Here is a 26,002-nt window from a genome sequence, read left to right as displayed (position 1 = left end):
TTGACGGTCAGTCGCCGGACCGGGATCCAGCACCGGCGGGGTTTCTCGTCCGGGAGTCAGCCGCCGACGCGGCGGAGCAGCCCCTCCTGCACGGCGCTGGCGATGTGCCGGCCGTCGCGGGTGAACATCCGCCCGCTGGCCAGGCCCCGGGCGCCGCTCGCCGACGGGCTGACGCTGTCGTAGAGGAACCACTCGTCGGCACGGAACGGCCGGTGCAGCCAGAGCGCGTGGTCGAGGCTCGCGCCGATCATGCCGCCCGGGCCCCAGACCTCGCCGTGGGTGGAGAGGACCGCGTCCAGCAGGGAGAGGTCGGACGCGTACGTCAGGGCGCAGGCGTGCAGCAGCGGATCGTCCGGGAGCTTGCCGTCGAACCGCATCCAGACCCGCTGCTGCGGCTGGACCTCGCGGTCGCCGGGTGGAACCCATCCCGGTACACCCACATAGCGCACGTCCACGGCCTGCGGTGCCGCCTTGAACAGGGCCATCCGGTCCGGGTACCGCTCCACCCAGTCGCGCATGGTGGGTACGTCCTCGGGCTCCGGCACGTCGGTGGGCGCCGGAGTGTGGTGGTCCATCCCCTCCTCCGGCACCTGGAACGACGCCGACATGAAGAAGATCGTCTTGCCGTGCTGCTTGGCGGTGGAGCGGCGTACCGAGAACGACCGGCCGTCACGGATGTGCTCGACGTGGAAGGTGATCGGCACGGTGGGGTCACCGGGACGCACGAAGTAGCCGTGCAGCGAGTGCACGAGCCGGCTCGGATCGACGGTACGCCCCGCGGCGACCAGCGCCTGCCCGGCGACCTGGCCGCCGAACACGCGCTGGGCACCCGTTTTCGGGCTGTCACCCTGGAAGGTGGCCGGATCGATCTGCCGCAGGTCCAGAAGTTCCAGAAGCTGATCGACCGCGGCCTGTCCCCGGATGTGCGACGTCACGCGAGGTCACACCGTCGCCGGGTCGACCAGCGTGCCGAGCTGGTGCACGCGCAGGGTGTTGGTGGAACCGGGCGCGTTCGGCGGGGAGCCGGCCACGACGACCACGTAGTCGCCGGGCTTGGCCAGGCCGAGACCCAGCATCTTCGCGTCGACCTGGCGGAACATGTCGTCGGTGTGCTCGACGAAGTCGGTCAGGAAGGTCTCCACGCCCCAGCTCAGCGCGAGGGTGTTGCGGACCTCGGGGACCGGGGTGAACGCGTACAGCGGCAGGTCGCAGTGCAGCCGGGCGAGGCGGCGCACGGTGTCACCGGTCTGCGAGAACGCGACGAGCGCCTTCGCGCCGATGTGCCGGGCGATCTGCGAGGCGGCGACGGTCAGCGCGCCACCGTGCGTACGCGGGTCGTGCTGCAGCCGCGGCACGCCCATGCCACCGGCCTCGGTGGTGCTGACGATCTTCGCCATCGTGCTGACGGTGAGCACCGGGTACTTGCCAACGCTGGTCTCGCCGGAGAGCATGACCGCGTCGGTGCCGTCGAGCACCGCGTTGGCGACGTCGGAGGCCTCGGCGCGGGTCGGGCGCGAGTTCTCGATCATCGAGTCGAGCATCTGGGTCGCGACGATGACCGGCTTCGCGTTCTCCCGGCACAGCTGCACGGCACGCTTCTGCACCAGCGGGACCTGGTCCAGCGGCAGCTCGACACCGAGGTCACCACGGGCGACCATGACGCCGTCGAAGGCGAGCACGATGGCCTCGAGGTGCTCGACCGCCTCCGGCTTCTCCACCTTGGCGATGACCGGGACCCGGCGGCCCTCCTCGTCCATGATCTTGTGGACCAGGTTGATGTCCTCCGGCGCGCGGACGAACGAGAGCGCGATCAGGTCGACGCCGAGGCCGAGCGCGAAGCGCAGGTCCTCCTCGTCCTTGTCGCTCAGCGCCGGGACGCTCACCGCGACGTTCGGCAGCGAGACGCCCTTGTTGTTGCTGACCGGGCCGCCCTCGACGACCAGGCACTGGATGTCCTCGCCCTCGACCCCGGTGACCTCGACCGCGACCTTGCCGTCGTCGATCAGGAGACGGTCACCCGTCTTGACCTCGTGCGGCAGCTTCGTATAGGTGCAGGAGACGCGCTCCTTGGTGCCGAGGATGTCCTCGCTGGTGATGACCACGCGGTCACCGGTCTCCCAGCGGTGCGGGCCGTCGGCGAACTTGCCGAGGCGGATCTTCGGACCCTGGAGGTCGGCCAGGATGGCGACCGGGCGGTCAGCCTGCTCGGCGGCCGCGCGAACCAGCTCGTACATCTCCTTGTGGTTCTCACGGGTGTCGTGGCTGAAGTTCATCCGGGCCACGTTCATTCCCGCCTCGACCAGGCCGAGCATGCGCTCCGGCGATTTGGTGGCGGGGCCCATCGTGCAGACGATTTTTGCGCGGCGTGTCACGGCCATCAGGCTAGTCCTTCTTCTGGGGCGGCCCGGCGGCCGACCCCCGTCCTCGGCATGAACTGCGGGTGTCGACGGCGAGGTCAACCCGCGGGTTCCACGGGGTGCGCTGCGTCGTCCGCGGGCTTCAGCGACCGCCGGTTCAGCTTATCGGTCGCCGTCCGGCGCCCGACGGCACATACCGCAACCCCGGTTCACCAGCGCAAAGGCCCGCCACCCCGACAGGGTGACGGGCCTTAACGGCCGATCAGGTCAGACCGAGAGCGGCTGCTGGTCCGCACGCACCGGAGCCGGCAGGTCACCTGCCGCGCCCAGGTACTCGTGGATGGCCGCCGCGGCCGCCCGGCCCTCGGCGATCGCCCAGACGATCAGGGAGGCCCCGCGATGCATGTCGCCGGCGACGAAGACGCCCTCGGCCGAGGTCTGCCACGTCTGGTCGGCGTCGAGCACGTTGCGCCGGTTGCGGCTGATCCCGAACTGGGCCAGCAGGGGCTGGTCCTCGGTGCCCTCGAAACCGACCGCGAGCAGCACCAGGTCGGCGCGGAGCTCACGCTCCGAGCCGGGAGTGACGGTGACCGTACGGACGCCGTCGATGCGCTGGACCTGGACCTCGGCGATCCGGATGGCGGTCAGGTTGCCGTCGCCGTCGCCGACGAACTCCTGCACCGCGACACCGAAGACCCGGTCGCCGCCTTCCTCGTGCGCGGCGTAGTTGCGCAGGATCAGCGGCCAGGTCGGCCACGGGTCCTTGACGCCGGTGCGGACCTCCGGCGGCAGCGGGTACTGGTCGAGCTGGGTGACCGAGGCCGCGCCCTGGCGGTGGGCCACACCGAGGCAGTCGGCGCCGGTGTCGCCGCCGCCGATGATGATGACGTGCTTGCCCTTGGCGTCGATCGGCGTGGTGTCCTGCAAACCGGCGACGATGCGATTGGCGGGAACCAGGTGTTCCATCGCCAGGTGCACGCCCTTCAGCTCGCGGCCCGGGGTGTCCGGGGTGTCCCGGCCGGCCAGCGCGCCCGCGGCGAGCAGCACCGCGTCGTACCGGTCACGCAGGTCGTCGGCGGTCAGGTCGACGCCCACGTTGACCCCGGCCTGGAAGACGACGCCCTCGGCGGCCATCTGCACCAGGCGCGCGTCGATGACGTCCTTCTCGATCTTGAAGTCCGGAATCCCGTACCGGAGAAGACCGCCGATCCGGTCGTCGCGCTCGTAGACCGTGACCGCGTGCCCGGCCCGCGCCAGCTGCTGGGCGGCCGCCAGGCCGGCCGGACCGGAACCGACCACCGCGACCGACTTGCCGGTCGCAGCCGGTGCCGGCTGCGGCACCAGGCCCCGCCCGAAGGCGTGGTTGGCGATCTCCACCTCGACCTGCTTGATGGTCACCGGGTCGTCGGCGATACCGAGCACGCACGCCGCCTCGCAGGGCGCCGGGCAGAGCCGCCCGGTGAACTCCGGGAAGTTGTTGGTGGCGTGCAGCGACTCCACCGCCGCGTCCCACGAACCGGTACGCACCAGGTCGTTCCAGTCCGGGATGCGGTTGCCCAGCGGGCAGCCCTCGTGGCAGAACGGGATGCCGCAGTCCATGCAGCGCGTCGCCTGGTCGCGGATGAGCTCCTCACCCGCGGGCGGGTAGACCTCTTTCCAGTCCATGATCCGGACGGGAACCGGGCGGCGCTTCGGGAGCTGACGCTCGTACCGGAGGAAACCGTTCGGATCAGGCACTGGTAACCCCCATGACCGCCTCGTCCACATTGCGACCGGCGGCTTCGGCGGTCCTGATCAGTTCCATCACGCGCTTGTAGTCGCGCGGTACCACCGCGGTGAACTGCTCGACCGCGGTGTTCCAGTCCTTGAGCAGCCGGCCGGCGACGGCCGAGTCGGTCTCGGCGTGGTGCTTCTCCACCAGCGAGCGCAGCGTGTCGCGCTCCTCGTCGGTCAGCGGCGCCAGGTCCACCAGCTCCGGGTTGACCAGCGACTTGTCCAGGTCGAGCACGAACGCCTTGCCGCCGCTCATGCCGGCCGCGAAGTTGCGCCCGGTCGGGCCGAGCACCACCACGACACCGCCGGTCATGTACTCGCAGCCGTGGTCGCCGACGCCCTCGACGACAGTGGAGGCGCCGGAGTTACGCACCGCGAATCGTTCACCGACACGTCCCCGCAGGAACACCTCGCCGCCGGTGGCGCCGTACAGGATGGTGTTGCCGGCGATGGTGTTCTCCTCGGCGACGAACGACGCGTCCTCGGCGGGACGCACGATCACCCGGCCGCCGGAGAGGCCCTTCGCGACGTAGTCGTTGGTGTCGCCGATCAGCCGCAGGGTGACACCGCGCGGCAGGAAGGCGCCGAACGACTGGCCGCCCGTACCCCGCAGGGTGAACGCGATGGTGTCGTCGGGCAGGCCGTTGCCGCCGTAGCGGCGGCTGACCTCGCCACCCAGCATCGCGCCGACGCTGCGCTGGTTGTTGCGGGTGGGCAGCTCGGCCCGGATCGGCGTGCCCTCGGCCAATGCCGGCTGGGCCAGCGCGATCAGCTCGTTGTCCAGGGCCAGCTCGAGGCCGTGGTCCTGGGCGACGACGCCGCGACGAGCAGCGCCCTCGGGCAGCTCCGGCACGTAGAGCACCGGCGACAGGTCGAGACCCTTGGCCTTCCAGTGCTCCACCGCGGGGGTCACATTCAGCACCTCGGCGTGGCCGATCGCCTCGTCGATGCTCCGGAATCCGAGCTCGGCGAGGATCTCGCGGACCTCCTCGGCGAGGAACATGAAGAAGTTCTCGACGAATTCCGGCTTGCCGGTGAAGCGCTCGCGCAGCACCGGGTTCTGCGTGGCGATGCCGACCGGACAGGTGTCCAGGTGACAGACCCGCATCATGATGCAGCCGGAGACGATCAGCGGCGCGGTCGCGAAGCCGAACTCCTCGGCGCCGAGCAGCGCCGCGACCACCACGTCGCGGCCGGTCTTGAGCTGGCCGTCGACCTGCACGGTGACCCGGTCCCGCAGCTTGTTGAGCAGCAGCGTCTGCTGCGCCTCGGCCAGGCCCAGCTCCCACGGGGTGCCGGCGTGCTTCAGCGAGTTCAGCGGGGACGCGCCGGTGCCGCCGTCGTGGCCGGAAATCAAGATCACGTCGGCCTTCAGCTTGGCCACGCCGGCAGCGACGGTGCCGACACCGATCTCCGACACCAACTTCACGTGTACGCGTGACGCCGGGTTCACCATCTTGAGGTCGTGGACCAGCTGGGCCAGGTCCTCAATGGAGTAGATGTCGTGGTGCGGCGGCGGCGAGATGAGCCCGACGCCCGGGGTGGCGTGCCGGGTCTTGGCGATCCACGGCCACACCTTGTTACCGGGTAGCTGGCCGCCCTCGCCGGGCTTCGCACCCTGCGCCATCTTGATCTGCAGGTCATCGGCGTTGACCAGATATTCGCTTGTCACGCCGAATCGACCGGAGGCGATCTGCTTGATGGCGGAACGGCGCTGCGGGTCGTAGAGGCGCTCGACGTCCTCGCCGCCCTCACCGGTGTTGGACTTGGCGCCCAGCCGGTTCATGGCGATGGCCAGGGTCTCGTGCGACTCGGCGGAGATCGAGCCGTAGCTCATCGCGCCGGTGGAGAACCGCTTGACGATCTGCTCGGCCGGCTCGACTTCACTGATGTCGATGGCCGGACGGTCGGAGTCGAAGCGGAACAACCCACGCAGGTGGCCGGCTTCCGCAGCCAGCTCGTCCACTTTCTCCGTATATTTACGGAAAACGTCGTATTGCTTGGAGCGCGTCGCGTGCTGAAGCAGGAAGACGGTCTCCGGGTTGAACAGGTGCAGCTCGCCCTCGCGGCGCCACTGGTACTCGCCGCCGACCTCGAGGCGCCGGTGCGCCCGCTCGGCCGGGTTCGCCGGGTACGCCTTCTCGTGCCGCGCCTTCACCTCGGCGTGGATGCCCGCCAGGCCGACACCGCCGATCCGCCCGGACGTGCCCGCGAAATACCGCTGGAGCACCTTGTTCTCCAGGCCGACGGCCTCGAAGACCTGCGCACCGCAGTACGACGAGACGGTCGAGATGCCCATTTTGGACATGATCTTCAGGACGCCCTTGCCGAGCGCCTTGACGTAGTTGCGGATCGCCTTGCGCGGGTCGATGCCGACAAGCGCGCCGGTGGCGATCAGGTCGTCGACGCTCTCGAACGCCAGGTACGGGTTGACCGCGGCCGCGCCGAAGCCGATCAGCGTCGCCGCGTGGTGCACCTCGCGGCAGTCACCGGACTCGACGACCAGCGCCACCTGGGTGCGGGTCTGCTCGCGTACCAGGTGCTGGTGCACGGCCGCGGTGAGCAGCAGCGACGGGATCGGGGCCAGGTCGGCGTTGGAGTCGCGGTCGGAGAGCACGAGGATGCGTACGCCGTCCTCGATCGCCTCGGACACGTGCCGGCAGATCTGGGTGAGCCGGGCCTTGATGCCGGCCGCGCCGTCCCGCAGCGGGTAGAGACCGGAGACCCGGACCGCCTTGAAGCCGGGCAGGTCGCCGTCCTCGTCGATCGAGAGGATCTTGGCCAGCTCGTCGTTGTCGATGATCGGGTACGGCAGGGAGATCTGCCGGCAGCTGGCCGGCCCCGGCTTCAGGAGGTTGCCCTCCGGCCCGATGGTCGACGCCAGGCTGGTGACCAGCTCCTCCCGGATCGCGTCCAGCGGCGGGTTGGTCACCTGCGCGAACAGCTGGTGGAAGTAGTCGAACAGCAGCCGCGGCCGGGTGGACAGCGGCGAGATCGGAGTGTCGGTGCCCATCGAGCCGAGCGGCTCGGCCCCGGTCCGCGCCATCGGCGCCACCAGGATCTTGAGCTCCTCCTCGGAGTAGCCGAAGACCTGCTGGCGGCGCAGCACCGAGTCGTGGGTGTAGATCACGTGCTCGCGCGGGGGCAGGTCCTCGAGCTCGATGATGCCGGCGTGCAGCCAGTCCGAGTACGGCTCGGCCGCGGCCAGCTCAGCTTTGATCTCATCGTCGTGGACGATCCGCCCGGCCTCGGTGTCGACCAGGAACATCTTGCCGGGCTGCAGGCGGCCCTTGGCCACCACGCGAGCCGGGTCGACGTCCACGACGCCGGCCTCCGAACCGAGCACCACCAGGCCGTCGGCGGTGTGCCACCAGCGACCGGGGCGCAGGCCGTTACGGTCCAGCACCGCGCCGATGATCGTGCCGTCGGTGAAGGCCACGGCGGCGGGGCCGTCCCACGGCTCCATGAGACTGGCGTGGAAGCGGTAGAACGCGCGCCGCTTCGGCTCCATCTCCGCGTCGTTCTCCCAGGCCTCCGGGATCATCATGAGCACCGCGTGCGGCAGGCTGCGCCCGGCCAGGTGAAGAAGCTCCAGGACCTCGTCGAAGCTCGCCGAGTCGGACGCCTCCGGCGAGTTGATCGGGAAGAGCCGCTTGATGTTGCCCGGCAGGTTCGGCGACGACAGCAGTGCCTCGCGGGCGGCCATCCAGTTCTTGTTGCCGCGGATCGTGTTGATCTCACCGTTGTGGGCGATCAGCCGGTACGGGTGCGCCAGCGGCCACGACGGGAACGTGTTCGTGGAGAACCGGGAGTGCACCAGGGCGATCGCGCTCGAGACCCGCTCGTCGGTCAGGTCCGGGAAGAACGCCGGCAGCTGCTCCGGCGTGAGCATGCCCTTGTAGGTAATGGTGCGCGAGGACAGCGAGGGGAAGTACGCCCCGACGCCGCGCTGCGAGGTCTCCCGCTCGGCCTGCTTGCGGATGCAGAACGCCACCCGGTCCAGCTCGACGCCGGAGAGCTGCTCGCCGGAGGGACCGGCGGGCGAGTCGGTGAGACGGTGCGCGGCGAGGAAGACCTGCCGGATCGCGGGGCGCGCGTCCTCGGCGGAGGCGCCCAGGTCGTCCGGGTGCACCGGGACGTCGCGCCAGCCGAGCACCTCGCCGCCCTCGACGAGCACGTACTTCTCGAAGACCTTGATCGCACGAGCCGCATCGTCGGGGTCCGTGGGGAGGAAGACCAGACCGGCGGCGTAGCTGCCGGCCGCGGGCAGGTCGAAACCGGCCACGGCTCGGTAGAACTCGTCCGGGATCTGAATCATGATGCCGGCGCCGTCACCGGTGTTCTGTTCGGCGCCACGCGCGCCCCGGTGGTCGAGGCGAATCAGCGCCGACAGGCCCTTGGCAACCACGTCATGGGAGCGACGGCCGTGAATGTCGGCTACGAAGGCCACACCACAGGCATCGCGTTCCGTGGCGGGGTCGTAAAGCCCCTGGGGGTGCGGATATGCCACCGGGCCTCCTGTCGTCACTGGTGTTTCGTTTCGAGGTCGGGACGACGTCGGCCCTGCAAAGTCTCTTGAGTCTACGTTAAGAGACACTGATCTCCGCCAGATGCGGATTGATCACACCTCGCACCGATCCGCGGACGAACTGAATAGCACAGCCGGTGTGCGGACCGGTAGTCTCGCGCGATGGCGCCAGCGGATTCCGGCCTCTTCGACCGACTCGAGCGGTTCTACGACGCTTTGCCTCGCCCCTGGGCGCGGATCGAAGAGATCGGCTCGCTGATCCTCTTCATCCGCGAGGGAGAGGGCTGGCCCTACTATGCACGGCCGAAGCGTGGTTCGCACACCCCCTCGGCAGCGGACATCACGGCCACCCGGCAACGGCAGCGCGAGCTGGGCCTTCCCGAGGCGTTCGAGTGGGTCCACGAGACGACGCCCGACCTGCTGGCGGTAGCCCGATCCGCAGGCCTGGACGTGCTGCTGGCACCGCTGCTCACCCTGGATCCGAAAGCGCTGGTCCCGGACCTGCCGGTGCACGGCGCCAGCATCCGCTACCTGGACACGGCGGCACCCAGCTTCCCCGCCGACCTGGGTGCCTCCCGGGCCGTCGCCCGGCTGGGCTTCGGCATGCCGGCCCACCGCGCACCCATGGAGATGGTGGAGAAAACGCTGGTCATCGACGGCGCCGGCCCGACCGAGCGGGACGCCGCGGCGCCGCCCACCCAGGAGGCGGTGCGGCAGGCCCAGCGACTCTTCGACAGCGGTGACTACGTGACCGCGGTGGTGGAGTCGCCCGCCGACGGCATCCTGGCCACCGCCACCAGCCAGCGGGTCGGCGACACCGCCGAGATCGTCGGGGTGGCCACGTTGCCGTCAGCGCGCGGACGTGGTTACGCCTCCCAGCTCACGGCCACTTTGGCCGGGCGGTTGCTGGCCTCCGGGGTGAGCCTGGTCTTCCTCTCCGCGGGCGACGACGACGTGGCGCGGCTCTACACCAAGGTCGGCTTCCGCCGGGTGGGCACGGCCTGCATCGCCGAGCCGGCCGCCGCGCCTCTCTGAGGCGCGCGGCAGCGATTCCCTCACAGTTCCCAAGATTTGGTACGCCGTAAGCACCGCTGTCCGTTTGACTCATTACCCAAGCGTGCGCTACGGAGCTCGCAGAGCGCTCGCCGCCCGGGCCGGAGGGGTGCCTAACGGGTGAATCCCGGTGTGAGATCTTTTTCTCCCTCGTGGTGCCGGACCGGTCGGCGCCGCTATCACAATCTGATCTTGCGGTCGGACGCGCTCACACCGGCACCGCGTAACGCGACCTCGCAGATCCGCACGGCCACCACGCGCCCCACCACCAGCCGTCCACCAGCCACCTATCCCGGCCCGCATAACGTGCCCCACCGACGGCCCGGCACCCCCAGCCGTCCACCACGCACCCAACCCGGCCCGCATAACGCGCCCAGCGCTAGCCGGGCTACCGGGGCCAGCGTGGAGGGCTGCCTGGTGCCGGGCGGATAGAGACCTCGACCCGAGCGGGCCTTAGCAACCACGCTCGCGCGTGACGGCGGACCGCGTGCCCCGGCGCCGGCCGAGCGCCGCCGGCCGGCAGCCACGCACCCAACCCGAGCGCGGCCCATGACGTGCCCCGGCGCCAGCCGGGACCGGGGCTGAGTGATGGCAGGGCTCGCCGTGTGCGTGGCCCGGCGGTCGCCGGGCGGCCGGGAGTGGGCAGGCGGTCGCGTGGCACGGCGGGCGTGGGGGATTTTTCGGGAGGTGTGGCGCGTACCGGAAAAGGGTTAGTCCGGTGGGGTCCAATCCGGGACCGGGTCGAGCGTGCGGCCGAGGATGCGCGGGCGCATGTGGTTGAGGGCGGCGTCGCGGGCGCGGAGGGCGAGGCGGCCGCGGGCCTGGACCACCGCGGACATCCGCCGGTTCTGGCGGACCACGCTGGTGGTGCGCGGGCGGCGCAAGCGGCTGTAGGCCTCGACCGCGGCGCGCAGGTCGGGGCCCGGCTTCGCGGTGGCCATCAGGGGGCGCAGGGTGGCCGCGTCCTCGAAGGCCAGGCAGGCGCCCTGGCCGAGATGGTGCGGCATGGCGTGCGCGGCGTCGCCGAGCAGGACCACGCCGCCGGGGCCGGATGGGAAGCCGTAGGCGCGGGGCAATGGGCGCAGTTCGCGGACGCCCTGCGGGACGAGTTCCTCGGGGCGGGTGGCGGCCAGGAGTTCGCTGACCGGTTCGGGCCAGCCGGCGAACCAGCGGCGCAGCAGGGCCAGCTGGGTGGCGGGCGATTCGGGGCGGGTGGCGCCGGCCGCGGTGGCCACCCAGTAGACGCCGCCCTTGCCGGCCGCGCGTTCGCCGAGTGGGATCGCGACGAACCGGTAGCCGGCGCCGAGCGTCTCGCCGCCGGGGCAGCGGTCGCCCTCCAGGCGCGGCACCCGGTAGGCGGGGATGACGGCCTGCCAGGCGGCGAACCCGGAGCCGAGCGCCACCGACTCGGGTGCCAGGGCGGCCCGGACCCGGCTGTCGATGCCGTCCGCGCCGATGAGCAGGTCCGCTTCCAGGGTGGTTCGGCCGTCGCTCACCGCGGGACGTTGCCGGGGGCCGGTGGTGACGGTTGTCGCGTCGAAGCCGGTACGGATCTCGACGTGCTCGCCGAGACCCGCGACCAGTGCGTCGTAGATGTCCTCCAGGTGGGCGGCGGCCGGAGCCGGGCCCGCGCCGGAACGGGTACGAGGCGCGACGAGCCACTGCCCGTCAGGACGCCGCACCCCGCCGTCGGGCAGTGGTGACGCGATGGCCGACCAGCCGCCGTCCGGGTCGAGGGCGGTCAGGGCGCGCAAGCCGTTGGGCCAGAGCACCACCGCGGTCGGCGGGCCGGCCACCCGTTCGGCGCGTTCCAGGACCGTCACCCGCCAGCCGGTACGTGACAGCGCGCCGGCGGCGGCCAGCCCGGCCATCCCCGCGCCCACCACCACGGCCGTGCGCATGCCGGGCCCGGGAATCAGTTCTCGTCTGCGGGCCGGGAGGGCCCGGGCTCGTCCGCGTCGGAGCCGCCCACCGAGGCGGGCACCGAGTCGGCGGGCTCGGCCGGTGGCAGGACGCCGGTCCGCTGGTACGCCCGGAACCGTTCCTCGCTCACCACCTGGTACGCCGTCGGCATCTTGCGGCTGTCGTCCTCGCCGGCCACGTCGACCTGGGAGATGTCACTGTCGGCGACCGGCTCCGGCGCGGTGTCCGGCGCGTCGATCGGCACCACGTACTCCCGGGGGCCGCGGACCGCCACGAAGTAGATCGCCGCGCCGAGGAAGATGACGATCGCGGTGAAGACGTTGAGCCGTACGCCGAACAGGGTGTTGGCCTCGTCCACCCGGAGAATCTCGATCCAGGCCCGGCCCGCCGTGTACGCCATCACGTAGAGCGCGAACGCCCGGCCCCGGCCGAACTTGAACTTGCGGTCCAGCAGCCAGACCAACCCGGCGACACCGAGGTTCCAGATCGCCTCGTAGAGGAAGGCGGGGTGGTAGAGCTCCGGTTTGGTCACCGGCTCGCCGTCGATCACCGTGGCGTGGCCGGGGTTGGCCGGGTCCATCTCGTGCACCTCGAGACCCCACGGCAGGGTGGTTACCTTGCCGTACAGCTCGTTGTTGAACCAGTTGCCGAGGCGGCCGATCGCCTGGGCCACCGGCAGCGCCGGTGCGAGCGCGTCGGCGAAGACGCTCAGCGGCAGGCCGATCTGCCGGGCCGCGATCCAGGCGCCCAGCGCGCCGCCGGCCACCGCGCCCCAGATCCCGAGGCCGCCCTCCCAGATGTAGAAGGCGCGGATCGGGTCACCGCCGGAACCGAAGTAGTCCTGCGGCGAGGTGATCACGTGGTAGACGCGGGCGCCGATGATGCCGAACGGCACCGCCCACACCACCATGTCGAGCGAGGTCCATTTCGCCACCCCGCGGTGGCGCAACCGCTGCTCCATGAGGAGCGTGGCGGCGACCATGCCGAGGATGATGCAGAGCGCGTACGCCCGGATCGGCAGCGGGCCGAGATGCCACACCGACGTGGTGGGGCTGGGGATGGCGGCGATGTTCACGGGTGCACACGCTACCGCCGCCGGGCTCTGTGGTGACGCCCGGGCGGCGGGCAATTTTTCGGATCAGACGCGGGAGCGAACGCCCTCGGCCAGCTCGGCGCTCAGGGCACGCAGGCGGTCCAGACCGGTCGCCCGGTCCGGGGCTTCGAGCACGCAGCGGATCAGCGCGCTGCCGACGATCACCCCGTCCGCGAAGGCGGCCACCTCGGCGGCCTGCTTACCGGTGCCGACACCCAGGCCGACACCGACCGGCATGGCCGGATCGGCCTTGCGGACCCGGGCCACCAGCTCCGGCGCCTGCGAGGACACCGAGGTACGGGCGCCGGTGACGCCCATCAGAGCGGTGGCGTAGACGAAGCCCCGGCAGTTCGCCACGGTCATCGCGAGCCGCTCGTCGGTGGAGCTGGGCGCGACCAGGAAGGTCCGGTCGATCTGATGCTTGTCCGAGGCGGCGATCCACTCCTGCGCCTCGTCCGGGATCAGGTCCGGCGTGATCAGCCCGGTGGCACCGGCCGCGGCCAGGTCACGGGCGAACGCGTCGACGCCGTACTTCTCGATCGGGTTCCAGTAGGTCATCAGCACGACCGTGGCGCCCGCGTTCGAGACCGCGTCGATGATCTTGAGGGTGTCCCGGGTGCGTACGCCGTTGGCGAGCGCGATGTCGCTCGCCTTCTGGATCACCGGGCCGTCCATGACCGGGTCCGAGTACGGCAGCTCGACCTCGATGACGTCGCAACCGGCCTCGTGCATCGCGATCATCTGCTCGATGCTGTGGTCGACCGTCGGGAAGCCGGCCGGCATGCAGCCGACCAGCACCGAACGGTTCTCCGACTTCGCCTTGGCGAACGTTTCGGCGATGCTCACGTGTTCTCCCCCGGGACCACCGTCTCGACCGGGTCGAGGATGCCGAAGTAGGCGCCGGCGGTGTGCACGTCCTTGTCACCGCGCCCGGACAGGTTCACCACGATCGTCGGCGTCCGCCCGAGCTCCTCGCGCAACCGCGGCGCGATCTTGGCGGCGCCGGCGAGCGCGTGCGCGCTCTCGATCGCCGGGATGATCCCCTCGGTACGGCAGAGCAGCTGGAACGCCGCCATCGCCTCGGCATCGGTCACCGGCTCGTAGGACGCCCGGCCGGTGTCGTTCAGCCAGGCGTGCTCCGGTCCGACGCCCGGGTAGTCCAGTCCCGCCGAGATCGAATGCGACTCGATGGTCTGACCGTCGTCGTCCTGGAGCAGGTAGGTGCGGTTGCCGTGCAGCACCCCGACCGATCCGCCGGTGATCGACGCCGCGTGCCGGCCGGTCTCCACGCCGTCGCCGCCCGCCTCGAAGCCGTACAGGCGCACCGAGGAATCCGGGACGAAGGCGTGGAAGATGCCGATCGCGTTCGACCCGCCGCCGACACACGCCGCCACGGCGTCCGGCAGCTTGCCGATCAGCTCCAGGCACTGCGCCCGGGCCTCGACGCCGATGCCGCCGACGAAGTCGCGGACCAGCTCCGGGAACGGGTGCGGCCCGGCGGCCGTGCCGAGCAGGTAGTGGGTGGTGTCGACGGTGGTGACCCAGTCCCGCAGCGCCTCGTTGAGCGCGTCCTTGAGGGTCCGCGAGCCGTTGGTCACCGGGACGACCGTGGCGCCGAGCATCCGCATCCGGGCCACGTTGAGCGCCTGCCGCTCGGTGTCCATCTCGCCCATGTAAACCGTGCACTCGAGGTCGAGCAGCGCGGCCGCGGTGGCACTGGCGACACCGTGCTGGCCGGCCCCGGTCTCGGCGATCACCCGGGGCTTGCCCATCCGCTTGGCGAGCAGGGCCTGGCCGAGCACGTTGCGCACCTTGTGGGCGCCGGTGTGGTTCAGATCCTCCCGCTTGAGCAGGATCTCCGCACCGAGCGCCTCGGACAGCCGGGTCGCCCGGTAGAGCAGCGACGGTACGCCCGCGTAGTTGAGCAGCAGGTCCTGGAAGCGGGCCTGGAACTCCGGGTCGTTCTTGGCCGACCGGTACGCGGCGTCCAGCTCGTCCAGCGCCTTGATCAGCGCCTCCGGGACGAACCGGCCGCCGTACCGCCCGAAGTGCCCGGCGAGGTCCGGCAGGGTCTGCGCGGTCATCGCACCGGCCTGGGCGTCGCGGGGTGGTTGCCCGCGTTGACCAGCTCGGCGACCGCGTCGCGCGGCGACTTCTGGGTCACCAGGCCCTCGCCGACCAGCACCGCGTCGGCGCCCGCGGACGCGTACCGGATCAGGTCGTGCGGACCGCGTACGCCGGACTCGGCGATCTTCACGACGTTGTTCGGCAGCCCCGGCGCGATGCGCTCGAAGACCGACCGGTCCACCTCGAGGGTGCGCAGGTCCCGGGCGTTCACGCCGATGACCTTCGCGTTGGCCTCCAGTGCCCGGTCGGCCTCCTCCTCGTTGTGCACCTCGACGAGGGCCGTCATGCCCAGCGACTCGATCCGCTCCAGGAGGCCGACAAGCGCGTTCTGTTCCAGCGCGGCGACGATCAGCAGGACCAGATCGGCGCCGTGTGCCCGGGCCTCGTGCACCTGATAGCTGGAGACGACGAAGTCCTTGCGCAACACCGGGATCTGCACCGAGTTGCGGACCGCTGTCAGGTCCTCCAGCGAGCCGCCGAACCAGCGGCCCTCGGTGAGCACGCTGATGCAGCGTGCGCCGCCTGCCGCGTACTCACCGGCGAGTTCGGCCGGGTCGGGGATGTCGGCGAGCGCGCCCTTCGACGGCGACGCCCGCTTCACCTCGGCGATCACCGCCACGCCGGGCTTTCGCAGCGCCGCGTACGCGTCGATCGCGGGCGGGGCCGCCGCCGCGAGTTCGCGCACCTTTTCCAGCGGCGTAGCCGCCTGGCGTGCTGCTACGTCCTCCCGTACCCCGGCGAGGATCTCCTCGAGAACGTTCTGCGGAGCCGCATCGCGCCGCGCGGGTCCGCCATTGCCCGCTTCCGCCTGATCGGATGTCACGTAATGACTCCCCTCTCCGGGTGTCTTCGGCCCGATGCTAGGAGGTGACAGCCGGTGACGGCGTCCCGGGGGTATGGCGCGCCTCACGAAATGGGCTGGGGCATAATGCCAGGCCGCCTGGCAAGGCTTGTCACGTCCCTCACAGCTTATTGCCAGTCGCAACGCGCTGCGCTGGGGGACCTCCCCTATTCGGCCGATACACCCCCGCGTTGACGTGTCCGTCACCGTGCGGAAATAGGACTCCACCAAGATGTGACTCGGGCAGACTTGTCCCGGCGCCTCTGGGCGTTGCCAGCCGGACGATGATTGCGGAGTAGAACGATGGCCACTGCCTCACCTACCCAGCCGATCGGGTTCGCCACCCTCTCCCGGACGCTCGTCTCCCTCGCGGCAGACGTGGCCACCGGCGTGCAGCGGGTGGTGGTGGGCCCGGCGAACGTCCGTACCGCCCGGGACAACGCCTGGGACGCGATTCAGGCCGACCGGGCGCGTGCCCGGGCCCGGGTGGAGACCAGCCGCGCCGTCGCCGCCATGATCGCCACCGGGCCGGCCCGATCCCGCCGGACGGCCTCGCTGGCCGGCTCCCGCCACTGAGCACGCCGAGCACGCCGAGCCCGGATTAGAGCAGGACCCGCATCAGCGGGTCGGGTCCTCTCCCCGATCCAGCGCATCCCAGAAAGCCCGGTTGTCGGTGGGCTTCACCGGCCCCGGTGGGTCGGTGTTCGTCTCCCCGTGCTCAAGCCCGGCGGCAGACTGGGGCTCCGGCCCGGCAGATGCCGGAGCGGGATGTCCGGGGACTGTGCTTCGCTCGTACCGGGAAGACATGGCCGGCCAGAGATGGCCGTGCCGCGCGGCAAGCACGCCGCCGACCGCCACCGCCGCGCCGCCCAGCACGCAGGCCACCGGCCAGATCGCGGCAGCGGCTCCGGCCTCGCCGGCGTCGAGCGCGGCGCGCGCCAGCACCGCGCCCACCGCGATGCCGGCGCCCGCCATGATCAGCAGCACGCCGAGCGCGCGGCGGACGGCGCCGCGGGTGGCCAGCAGCGCACCGGTACCGGCGAGGGCGACCACGGCCAGGCCGACCAGCCACGGTTGCACGTCGGCACCGGTCTGCTCGGTGCGCAGATCGGACAGGCCGGTGCGCTGTTCCACCCGCACCGACCAGGTCCGGGTCACCGCGTAGAGGGTGAGCGCGGCGCCGGCCAGGCAGGCGACGATCGCGACGAGCTGACCGCGCCGGGTCATCGGGCCGCGCGCAGCGTCTCGGCTGAGGCGATGGCGGCGAGGACGGCGGCGGCCTTGTTGCGGGTCTCCTGCTCCTCGGCGGCCGGGTCGGAGTCGGCGACGATGCCGGCGCCCGCGCCGACGTAGGCGACGCCTTCCTTGATCAACGCAGTGCGGATGGCGATCGCCATGTCCATGTCGCCGGCGAAGCCGAAGTAGCCCACCGTGCCGCCGTAGAGGCCGCGCCGGGTCGGCTCCAGCTCCTCGATGATCTCCATGGCCCGCACCTTTGGTGCGCCGGAGAGCGTGCCGGCCGGGAAGGTGGCGGCGAGCGCGTCGAACGCGGAGCGATCGGCGCGCAGATGACCGACCACGGTCGACACGATGTGCATGACGTGGCTGTAGCGCTCGATCCGTGCGAATTCCGGCACTTCGACGCTTCCCGGCTCACAGACCCGGCCGAGGTCGTTGCGGCCCAGATCGACCAGCATCACGTGCTCGGAGCGCTCCTTCGGGTCGGCGAGCAGCTCGGCGGCGAGCGCGGCGTCCTGCTCGGGCGTCGCGCCCCGCCAGCGGGTGCCGGCGATCGGGTGCAGCATGGCGGTCCGGTTGGCACTCACCTTGAGGTGCGCCTCCGGCGACGAGCCGACGATGTCGAAGTCGTCGAAGCGCAGCAGGTACATGTACGGGCTCGGGTTGGTCGCCCGGAGCACCCGGTAGACGTCGAGCGCGTTGGCGTCGGTGGGCCTCTCGAACCGCTGCGCCACCACGATCTGGAAGCACTCGCCGGCGCGGATCGCCTCCTTGGCGGCCTCCACCGCCTTCTGGTACTCACCCGGCTCGGTCCGGCTGACCGGCTCGGCGGCCGGCGTGCGATCCACCGTGGAGACCATCGGCGGGGTGGGCCGCGACAGCGCGGTGGTCATCGCGTCCAGTCGGCCGACCGCCTGGTGGTACGCCGCACGCCGGGCCGCGTCGTCGGCGTCCTCGGCCAGCACCGCGTTGGCGACCAGCAGCGCCGAGCCCTCGTGGTGGTCGAGCACCACCAGGTCGGTGGCGAGCATCATGCCCAGCTCGGGCAGGGGCACGTCGTCGGCCGTGGTGGCCGGCAGCCGCTCGAACCGGCGGACCAGGTCGTAGCTGAGGTAGCCGACCATGCCGCCGGTCAGCGGGGGAAGATCATCACTGGGTTGCGCTCCGCCGGTCAGCGCGGCCACCGTCTCGCGCAGGGCCGCGACCGGATCACCACCGAGGGGTACGCCCTCCGGAGGCGTACCCAGCCAGGCGGCCTGCCCGTCCTTCTCGATCAGCGTGGCGGCGCTGCGGACCCCGATGAAGGAGTAACGCGACCAGGCCAGGCCCTGCTCCGCCGACTCGAGCAGGAACGTGCCCGGGCCGCCGGCCAGCTTCGTGTAGACGCCGACCGGGGTCTCGCCGTCGGCGAGCAGTTTGCGGGTGACCGGGATGACGCGGCTCTGCCCCTTGATGAATTCCGCTTCGTCGGGAAATGTCACGCCGCTGGTCATCGCATCTCCAGATCATCCGTGAAGCAGGTGTGCGTTCCGGTGTGGCAGGCCGCGCCGATCTGCTCGACGGTGACCAGCAAGGCGTCGCCGTCGCAGTCCAGCGACACCTTCTTGACGTGCTGGACGTGGCCGGACGTGGCGCCCTTCACCCAGTACTCCCCGCGGCTGCGGGACCAGTAGGTGGCCCGGCCGGTGGTGAGCGTGCGGTGCAGCGCCTCGTCGTCCATCCAGGCGAGCATCAGGACGTCACCGGTGCCGTGCTCCTGCACGATCGCCGCGACGAGGCCGTCGGCGGTCCGTTTGAGCCGGTCGGCGATCGCTGGATCCAGGGAGGTCTCTACTTCGGGTACGGGCACGGTCTGGATTCTCCCCCATCGCTTCCGGGCCCCGTAACGACCCGCAGGGGGCCCACGATCCGGTAACCGGGGATGTGCCGGACAGTCCGGAGCGGTACCGTCGCCGAAGCGCGGTACGTGCCCGACTGCCCAATCGCCCGCCGGCCGGTGTGTTCGCGCAGCTCCAGGCAGGACCGGCGGTCGCGCCTCGCGACGGAAGTGGTGAAACCGAGATGGAGCCCAAGTCCAGCCCCGACTACAGCCGGCCTTCACCCGGCCTCGCCCGGTTCTGGCAGGTCCGTCCCGATACGGACGTCCCGGCCGGTCAGCCGGGCGCCGAGGCCGAGACGGAGATGGTGGCACTGGGCTCACGGCGTACGGCCGACGCGCTGGAGACTCCCGCGGACCTGCTCGCCGGCTCACCGCTGGCCGGGACCTTCGGGGCACACCCGCTCTCGCCGCTGGTGCCGGTCGCCGCCGCCGCCCGCAATCCCGGTGTCCCCGGCCACGGATCGAACGGGGACCGGCCCTCGGCTGACCCGTTCGGTCTGAATCGAGCCGCCGGACGGGTCGTTCCCGGAGCGCCCCGCAGCTCCGGCGCGGGCCGCCCGTTCTCCGGCTCACCAGCGCGAACGCGGCACGGCGATTCTGATCACTCAGGCCCAACGGAGGACCAGCCGGACCGCGCTGAGGACGTAAAGTCCGATGAGCCGGAGGCCGGCGACACGCCCGCGGGTCGCGAGGGCACGTTCGGCGGCTTCGTTCTCGGCGGGCGCCGGGGCGGCACCGGACGGTTCCTGTTCGGCGGTCGCAACGCCGCCGAGTCCGAGGACGACGACCAGCGTTCCGACGCGGACGACCCGGATGAACCGGAGTCCGTGGCGGCGGAGACCGGCGAGGAGCCGGCCGGTGCGACACCGGCTGAGGATCCAGCGGACCGGACACCGCCGGAGGGCGACCAGGACGCCGCCGAAGTGGCGGGCGAGAGCGACGAGAACGGACGTGAGGACATGAACGGACGGGCAGGGGCGCCCGGTTACGCGCAGACCGGCGAGGCGTCGGGCCCGGACGGCAAGCCCGTCTCGACGCCACCCGGTCTGCTCGCCGACCCCGGCGCGGAGTCGCCCGCCATCTCGGTGGACCCGCCTCGGCCGGCCGCCGGCTGGGCCGCGGTGCCCGGCGCCACCCATCCGGTGGTGCCGACCCCGGCCGGTCCGGTGTCCGGTGCGCCGGTGTCGCCCGGGTTCGCCCCGGGGGCGTACGGGCTGACCGACTTCACGCCGGACCATCCGTCCAGCGCCTCGGAGCCGGTCTCCGGAGCGCCGGAGACCGAGGAGCCGGCCGACCCGGCCGCCACCGCGCCGGTCTCGCCGGCCCAGGTGCCCAGCGTGCAGCCGCCCTCGGCCACGTTGTCGGCGGTGCAGATCCCGGCCACCCGGACGCCGCCGGACCTGGCTGTCGACCGGTCCGCCGAGTCGCCGGACAACGGTGGCTACGCGGGTCTGCCGCCGTCGCCGGACGGCGCGTTCGGGTTCAGCCCGGCCGGTTACAGCCTGGGCCGGTCCGGGGAGGCCTTCGGGGTCGCCTCGGTCACGCCCACCGCGCCGCAGTCCGGTTCGCCGGTTCCACCGCCACCGGAGTTCCAGGCCTTCCCGCCGGCCGGCAGTGAGGGCATGGTCACCGGGCACGCGGTGGGCGGCGCGAACCGCCGGGCACTGGACGACGCGGAGGAGCCGCAACCGGCACCCCGGCGCTCGGCCAGCCTGGAGGACGTCGAGCCGGTCCGGCGGGCGGGCCGCCGTGCCTCCCGTGCCGAGGAGCCGGCCCCGATCGCCGAGCTCGCCACCGAGCAGTCACCGGCCATCGGGCGCACGATCTGGGACGAGGACGCCGCACGGCACTTCCGGGCGGCGTGGCACGAGGTGAAGGCCGAGTTCGTCGACGACCCGGTCACCGCGTTGACCCGGGCGCACGACCTGCTCACCGACGCGGTGAACGAGCTGACCGAGGTGCTGCTGGCCGAGCGGGACGAGCTGGACCCGCTGCGTGGCACGGACACTCCGGACACCGAGAGCATGCGGATGGCGATGCGCGGCTACCGCGAGTACCTGGACCGGATCCTTTCGCTGTAAAAGGTTGTGCTCTGCCGACCGCGGCACCGGTCGGCAGAGCACAAGAAGCGGATCCCGCGGCCAGACGGCGGCAGAAGGTGGCCGCTGGGATCCCGCCTCGTTCATGAGCCGCTCTAGGCGGCGGTCTCCTCGTGCGCCGTACAGCGGCGGCAGAGGATCGGGTGCAGCAGGTGCGCCAGGTCGTGCCGGTCGGTGACCGGGCGGGGGAAGGCCAGCCGGGCGCTGCGGCCACCCATCCGGACCAGGAAGCCGTACCGGTCCAGGCGGACCACCTTGGGCTCGTCGCCGGGGCGCGCGGCCTTGCCGAGCTGGCGGCGCACGTAATCGCTCATCTCGCTCATGTGGTGGTCGGCGAGGTCGGCGATCAGGTCGAACTCGATGTTCCGCAGCGGGTCCGGGGCGGCCTCGGCGTAGTCGTCCGGATCGATCTCGACGAGATTCTCATTACGTTCGTAGCGGACCTCGGCCACGTCCATCCGGTAGAGCGCCTGGCTCTCACCGATGTCGAGCAGGTCACCGCAGGCGTCCGTATCGGCGTAGTCCAGCGCCGCGGCGCGGGCATCGTCGCCGGTCAGCTGGGCTGCCCAGCCGGAGATCCAGACCCGGCCCAGCGACGGCGAGGAAGCCATCGGAGGCACGTCCCGGATATCGAGGACCAGCGCTGTGTCGTCGTTGCCGTCCTGTGGCCGCAGTGCGGTCGCGACGGTACCCTCGGCCGGCACGAGAAGCAGCACGCGTCCCTGGTTGTCGGTGACGTGCCGGACCGGAACAGGTCCGGGACGGCAGGCGATGTGGGCCACGGCGGGCAGGTGACCGGCGGCGAGCGTGCGCGCGATCTCGGCGGGACTGGGTTGCATGACGAGCACCTCCGGGCACCGGTTAGGCTTACCTAAGTTAGGCAAGGCTAACCGTAACAGGAGATCGCAGTTGAACAACTCTCGACCCAAGGCGAAGCTTTCCCGAGCTCTCGGAATCCCTCTGACGCGTAAGTGCGTCAAGTACTTCGAGCGGCGGCCGTTCCCGCCCGGTGTGCACGGCCGGGGACGCCGCAAGAGCTCGGACTACCAGGTCCGGCTGCTGGAGAAGCAGCGGCTGCGGCACCAGTACAACATCAGCGAAGTCCAGATGCGCGCCGCGTACGACGCCGCGCACAAGGCGGAGGGCAAGACCGGCGAGACCATGGTCACGCTGCTCGAGCGCCGCCTGGACGCCACGGTGTTCCGGGCCGGTTTCACCCGGACCATCTACCAGGCCCGCCAGCTCGTCGTGCACGGTCACTTCACCGTGGACGGCAAGAAGGTGGACCGTCCCGGCTACAAGCTGAAGCCGGGTCAGGTCATCGAGGTCAAGGAGACCAGCCGCCAGAAGCCGCCGTTCCAGATCGCGGCGACGGGTACGCACATCGACGGCCCGACCGCGCCGTACCTGTCGACCGTTCTCGAGGAGCTGCGCACCACGGTGATCCGGGCGCCGCAGCGTTCCGAGGTGCCGGTGCTCTGCGACGAGCAGCTCGTGGTCGAGTACTACGCCCGATAGCCCGAAGATCGCCGCCGGTGAGGAGGCAGCTAGCTCCGCGTTTGTTCCAGCCAGCTGGCGTAGAGCTTGGCGTAGATCGAGTCCTCCTCGGCGACGAGGAGGGCGTGCGGGCCGCGTTGCACGACGCGGCCCGCATCCACGACGATCACCTCGTCCGCGGCCTCGGCCGTGGACAGCCGGTGCGCGATCGTCACCGTGGTCCGCCCCCGGGTCACGAGATCCAAGGCGTGCTGCAGGCGCACCTCGGTAGCCGGGTCCACCGCGCTTGTCGCCTCGTCCAGCACCAGCAGATCCGGGTCGGCGACGTACGCCCGGACCAGCGCCACCAGCTGCCGCTCGCCCACGCTGAGCGCCTCCCCGCGCTCCCCCACCGGCGTCTCGAGCCCTTCCGGCAGGCCGGCCAGCCAGTCCGCCAGCCCGAGTTCCTCGAAGGCCGCCCGCAGGGCCTCGTCGGTCAGATCGGGTTCCGCGAAGCGAATGTTCTCGGCGACCGTGGCGTCGAAGAGGAAGCCGTCCTGCGGCACCATCACCACCCGCGAGCGCAGCGAGGTGAACCGCACCTCGGTCAGCGGCACCCCGCCGAGCTCGACGCAGCCGATCGCCGGGTCCATGAGGCGGGTGAGCAGCTTGGCGAACGTGGTCTTGCCGCTGCCGGTCTCACCCACCACGGCCACCTTGGTCCGCGCCGGGATCTCCAGATCCACTCCGGACAGCACGGTCGGGCCGCCCGGATAGTTGAACGACACGTCACGGAAGCGCACCGACAGCGGCCCGGCCGGCAGCTCCACGCCCCGGTCGTCCGGGTCGGCCACGTCCGGGTCCACGTCCAGCACGTCGAGGATGCGACGCCAGCCGGCCACCGCGTTCTGCGCCTCGTTGAGCATGTCGGTGGCGATCTGCACCGGTTGGATGAAGAGCGTGACCAGGAACAGGAACGCGGTCAGCCGGCCCACGGTGAGCTCGCCGTCGATGCCGAGCAGGGTGCCCACCACGACCACACCGGCCAGCGCCAGGCCGGCCCCGATCTCGCCGCTGGAGAAGCTGGTCACGCTGGTCCGCATGGCCCGCTGCTGTGCCGACCGCAGGTCGCCGATGGCGTTGTCCAGCCGGGCCTCGGTACGCCCGGCGACCCCGTACGAACGGATCACCGTGGCGCCCACGACGCTCTCCGCGATCACGCCCAGCATCACCCCGGTACGCTCGCGCACCGCCCGGTAGACGGCGGCGAGCCGCTTCTGGAACAGCCGGATCACCAGCACCGCCGGCCCGAAGGCGAGCAGCACCACGATGCTGAGCTGCCACGAGTAGACGAACATCACCACGGTGGAGACGATCAGCTGGCCGGTGGCGAGCAGCAGCTGCACCCCGCCGGTCTGGAGGAACTGGGAGATCTGGTCGACGTCGCCGGTCACCCGGGACACCATCGAGCCACGCCGCTCGGACTGCTGGTGCAGCATCGACAGGTCGTGGATGTGCCGGAAGGTGCGCGACCGCAGGCCGCCGAGGGCGGTCTCGCTGACCGTGAAGAGCCGCCGGGTCATCAGGTAGCCGCAGAGCGTCGAGATGGCGAGGGCGACCAGGGTGAGCGCCACGATCACCATGACCACCCGGACGTCCGGACCGCCGGGCGCCCGGATGCCGCGGTCGATGCCCTGCTGGATGGCGATCGGCACGGCGACCCGGCCGGACATCTGCAGGATCGCCAGCCCGATCGTGCCGGCCATCCCGGTGCGCAGTTCCGGGGAGAGCGCGAACCCACGTTTGATCGTGGCGGTAGTCCCGGTTTGCATGGGTTTTCCGCTGCGGGTAAGCAGAGTTCCGTCGCTCATCGGTCTGCCTTCTCGTACGCCGTGACCAGGTTCAGATAACCCGGCTGAGTGGCCATCAGCTCGGTGTGCGTCCCGGTCGCCACGACCCGCCCCTGATGCAGGTAGACCACCTCGTCGGCGAGCGCGATGGTGGCCCGCCGGTACGCCACCACCAGGATCGACGTCCCCGCGTGCCGCAGTGCGCCCAGGATCGCCGCCTCCACCCGCGGGTCCACCGCGCTTGTCGCGTCGTCGAGCACCAGCAGGCGGGGCTTCCCGGCGAGTGCCCGGGCCAGCGTGAGTCGCTGCCGCTGGCCGCCGGAGAGCGAGGTGCCCCGCTCACCGACCTCGGTGTCCAGCTTCTCCGGCAGCCCGCCGACGAACTTGTCGGCCTGGGCCAGCCGCAGCGCCTTCCACACCGAGTCGTCGCCGATCTCCGGGCGGTCCAGGGCGATGTTGCCGCGGACCGAGTCGTCGAAGACGAACGGCACCTGCGGAACCAGCGCGGTCGCGCCGGCGAGCGCCGCACCGGAGAGGTCGGGCAGCTTCACCCCGTCGATCGCGACGTGGCCGGCTTCCGGGTCCACCAGCCGGACCGCCAGCGAGGCGATCGTGGACTTGCCCGAACCGGTCGCGCCGACCAGTGCCACGGTACGGCCGGCGGGCACGGTGAAGGTCACGTCGCGCAGCACGGGCGGGCCGTCCGCGTACCGGAAGTCGACCCGCTCGAAGCGCAGCTCGGCCGGCCCGTCGCCGGCGAGCGTGCCGTCGCCGTACGCCAGATCGCCGTCGGCGGACAGCACCGCCTGCACCCGCTCCCAGCCGGCCACGCTGCGCGGCAGCTCGCCGACCACCCAGCCGATCGCGCGCACCGGGAACGCCAGCACGGTGAACAGGAACGCGACGCTGACCAGCTCGGCGACGCTTATCGCGCCGGTCTGCAGGCGCCAGGTGCCGAGCAGCAGCACGGCGAGCGTGCCGACGCTCGGCAGACTGTCCATCAGCGGGTCGAAGATGCCGCGCAGCCGGCCCACCGAGATCAGCGAGTCACGCAGCTCGGTGACGAAGACGCCGAACCGGCGGGACTCGTCCGCCTCCCGGCCCATCGTCTTGACCACCAGCGCGCCGTCGAAACTCTCGTGCGCCACCGCGCTGACCTTGGCGCGCATCCGCTGGGCCTGGATCTGCCGGGGCGACATCCGGCGCGAGTAGGCGAAGTTCAGCGCGAAGAGCGCGGGGAACAGCGTCACGCCGACCAGGGCGAGCACCCAGTCGGTGACGAAGAGCGAGAGCACCGCGGCGAAGATCATCACGATCGTGCCGACCGCGAACGGCAGCGGGGCGATCACCCCGAACGCCGCCTCGACGTCGGAGCTGGCGTTGGAGAGCAGGGTGCCGGTGGCGTGCCGCTGGTGCCAGGCGGGCGGCAGCGCGAGATAGCGCCGGGTCACCGCGCTGCGGTAGCGGGCCTGGAGGCGGAACTGCATGAACCCGGCGCCGAGCCGGCGGCCGAAGATGCTGGCCACCCGCAGGCCGCTGATCCCCAGCAGCACGGCGACGATCAACGCGAGCTCGCCGGTGGTGATGCTGCCTGCCGCGAAGGCCGGCACCACCACATCGCCGATGATGGACCCCACGACGTACGAGTTCGCGATGATCAGGAGCCCGAAGAGGCTGCTGCCGAGCACGCTGATGGTGAAGAGTCGTGGTTCCGTCCGGATCGCGTGGCCGAGCACCCGCAGACCCCGTACCAGCACGTCGTTG

General features: G+C 71.3%; 19 protein-coding genes. 4 read left to right on the top strand and 15 right to left on the bottom strand.

Going from position 1 to position 26,002, the window contains the following annotated elements; genetic code table 11:
* Positions 1-56 precede the first annotated feature (56 nt).
* The 4 genes from I4J89_RS18980 to gltB all read right to left on the bottom strand — a co-directional run bounded on the left by I4J89_RS18980 (position 57) and on the right by gltB (position 8,640).
* Positions 57-935, bottom strand: coding sequence for an acyl-CoA thioesterase (locus I4J89_RS18980; RefSeq protein WP_196415325.1), 879 nt, complete (start codon positions 933-935; stop codon positions 57-59).
* 6 nt (positions 936-941) lie between these two features.
* Positions 942-2,378, bottom strand: coding sequence for a pyruvate kinase (gene pyk / locus I4J89_RS18975; protein WP_196415324.1), 1,437 nt, complete (start codon positions 2,376-2,378; stop codon positions 942-944).
* A 246-nt stretch (positions 2,379-2,624) separates the two neighbouring features.
* The gene (locus tag I4J89_RS18970) at positions 2,625-4,094 is read right to left on the bottom strand and encodes a glutamate synthase subunit beta (RefSeq protein WP_196415323.1); all 1,470 of its coding nucleotides are present in this window, start codon (positions 4,092-4,094) and stop codon (positions 2,625-2,627) included.
* The gene (gltB, locus tag I4J89_RS18965) at positions 4,087-8,640 is read right to left on the bottom strand and encodes a glutamate synthase large subunit (RefSeq protein ID WP_507236527.1); all 4,554 of its coding nucleotides are present in this window, start codon (positions 8,638-8,640) and stop codon (positions 4,087-4,089) included. Before gltB ends, I4J89_RS18970 begins: the two co-directional genes overlap by 8 nt.
* A 180-nt stretch (positions 8,641-8,820) precedes the next feature.
* Between gltB and I4J89_RS18960 the strand changes: the two genes are divergently transcribed.
* Positions 8,821-9,693, top strand: coding sequence for a GNAT family N-acetyltransferase (locus tag I4J89_RS18960; protein WP_196415321.1), 873 nt, complete (start codon positions 8,821-8,823; stop codon positions 9,691-9,693).
* Between the two features lie 728 nt (positions 9,694-10,421).
* Here I4J89_RS18960 and I4J89_RS18955 read toward each other — a convergent pair.
* The 5 genes from I4J89_RS18955 to trpC form a co-directional block, all read right to left on the bottom strand.
* Positions 10,422-11,612 carry an FAD-dependent oxidoreductase gene (locus I4J89_RS18955; RefSeq protein ID WP_196415320.1) on the bottom strand — a complete coding sequence of 397 codons (1,191 nt, stop codon included), beginning with the start codon at positions 11,610-11,612 and terminating at the stop codon, positions 10,422-10,424.
* Positions 11,613-11,626: 14 nt separating this feature from the next.
* A complete protein-coding gene (gene lgt, locus I4J89_RS18950; protein WP_196415319.1) occupies positions 11,627-12,709 on the bottom strand; it encodes a prolipoprotein diacylglyceryl transferase in 1,083 nt (360 codons plus the stop codon).
* 63 nt (positions 12,710-12,772) lie between these two features.
* On the bottom strand, positions 12,773-13,573 hold the full coding sequence (gene trpA / locus I4J89_RS18945) for a tryptophan synthase subunit alpha (RefSeq protein WP_196415318.1): 801 nt from the start codon (positions 13,571-13,573) through the stop codon (positions 12,773-12,775).
* The gene (gene trpB, locus I4J89_RS18940) at positions 13,570-14,811 is read right to left on the bottom strand and encodes a tryptophan synthase subunit beta (RefSeq protein ID WP_196415317.1); all 1,242 of its coding nucleotides are present in this window, start codon (positions 14,809-14,811) and stop codon (positions 13,570-13,572) included. The genes trpA and trpB overlap by 4 nt, the downstream gene beginning before the upstream one ends.
* On the bottom strand, positions 14,808-15,677 hold the full coding sequence (trpC, locus tag I4J89_RS18935; RefSeq protein WP_196415316.1) for an indole-3-glycerol phosphate synthase TrpC: 870 nt from the start codon (positions 15,675-15,677) through the stop codon (positions 14,808-14,810). The genes trpB and trpC overlap by 4 nt, the downstream gene beginning before the upstream one ends.
* Before the next feature lie 321 nt (positions 15,678-15,998).
* On the opposite strand from trpC, the gene I4J89_RS18930 reads away from it, so the two are divergent.
* Positions 15,999-16,271, top strand: a complete 273-nt coding sequence (locus I4J89_RS18930) for a hypothetical protein (RefSeq protein ID WP_196415315.1) — start codon at positions 15,999-16,001, stop codon at positions 16,269-16,271.
* A 42-nt stretch (positions 16,272-16,313) separates the two neighbouring features.
* On the opposite strand, the gene I4J89_RS18925 is transcribed toward I4J89_RS18930, so the two are convergent.
* From I4J89_RS18925 to hisI, 3 genes are read right to left on the bottom strand one after another with little or no spacing between them, the layout of a single operon-like run.
* Positions 16,314-16,922 carry a Trp biosynthesis-associated membrane protein gene (locus I4J89_RS18925; protein ID WP_196415314.1) on the bottom strand — a complete coding sequence of 203 codons (609 nt, stop codon included), beginning with the start codon at positions 16,920-16,922 and terminating at the stop codon, positions 16,314-16,316.
* Positions 16,919-18,427: an anthranilate synthase component I gene (locus I4J89_RS18920; RefSeq protein WP_196415313.1), complete on the bottom strand. Its 1,509-nt coding sequence runs from the start codon at positions 18,425-18,427 to the stop codon at positions 16,919-16,921. The genes I4J89_RS18925 and I4J89_RS18920 overlap by 4 nt, the downstream gene beginning before the upstream one ends.
* A complete protein-coding gene (hisI, locus tag I4J89_RS18915; protein ID WP_373688145.1) occupies positions 18,424-18,792 on the bottom strand; it encodes a phosphoribosyl-AMP cyclohydrolase in 369 nt (122 codons plus the stop codon). The genes I4J89_RS18920 and hisI overlap by 4 nt, the downstream gene beginning before the upstream one ends.
* Positions 18,793-18,995: 203 nt before the next feature.
* On the opposite strand from hisI, the gene I4J89_RS18910 reads away from it, so the two are divergent.
* Entirely contained in the window at positions 18,996-20,894 is a 1,899-nt protein-coding gene (locus I4J89_RS18910) for a hypothetical protein (protein ID WP_196415311.1), read from the top strand.
* A 113-nt stretch (positions 20,895-21,007) separates the two neighbouring features.
* On the opposite strand, the gene I4J89_RS18905 is transcribed toward I4J89_RS18910, so the two are convergent.
* Positions 21,008-21,751 carry a DUF2470 domain-containing protein gene (locus tag I4J89_RS18905; RefSeq protein WP_196415310.1) on the bottom strand — a complete coding sequence of 248 codons (744 nt, stop codon included), beginning with the start codon at positions 21,749-21,751 and terminating at the stop codon, positions 21,008-21,010.
* 70 nt (positions 21,752-21,821) lie between these two features.
* Here I4J89_RS18905 and rpsD point away from each other — a divergent pair, with 70 nt between their 5' ends.
* A complete protein-coding gene (gene rpsD / locus I4J89_RS18900) occupies positions 21,822-22,430 on the top strand; it encodes a 30S ribosomal protein S4 (protein ID WP_196415309.1) in 609 nt (202 codons plus the stop codon).
* 29 nt (positions 22,431-22,459) lie between these two features.
* Here the strand turns inward: rpsD and I4J89_RS18895 are convergent, their stop codons facing one another.
* Positions 22,460-24,220 (bottom strand): ABC transporter ATP-binding protein, encoded by a 1,761-nt coding sequence (locus tag I4J89_RS18895; RefSeq protein WP_196415308.1) that lies wholly within the window; start codon positions 24,218-24,220, stop codon positions 22,460-22,462.
* Between the two features lie 35 nt (positions 24,221-24,255).
* Positions 24,256-25,995 (bottom strand): ABC transporter ATP-binding protein, encoded by a 1,740-nt coding sequence (locus tag I4J89_RS18890; protein WP_196415477.1) that lies wholly within the window; start codon positions 25,993-25,995, stop codon positions 24,256-24,258.
* Positions 25,996-26,002: the final 7 nt, after the last annotated feature.

Source organism: Actinoplanes aureus, assembly GCF_015704865.1.
GTDB classification, from domain to species: Bacteria; Actinomycetota; Actinomycetes; order Mycobacteriales; family Micromonosporaceae; genus Actinoplanes; species Actinoplanes aureus.
This window is presented reverse-complemented; position numbering and strand designations above follow the sequence as displayed.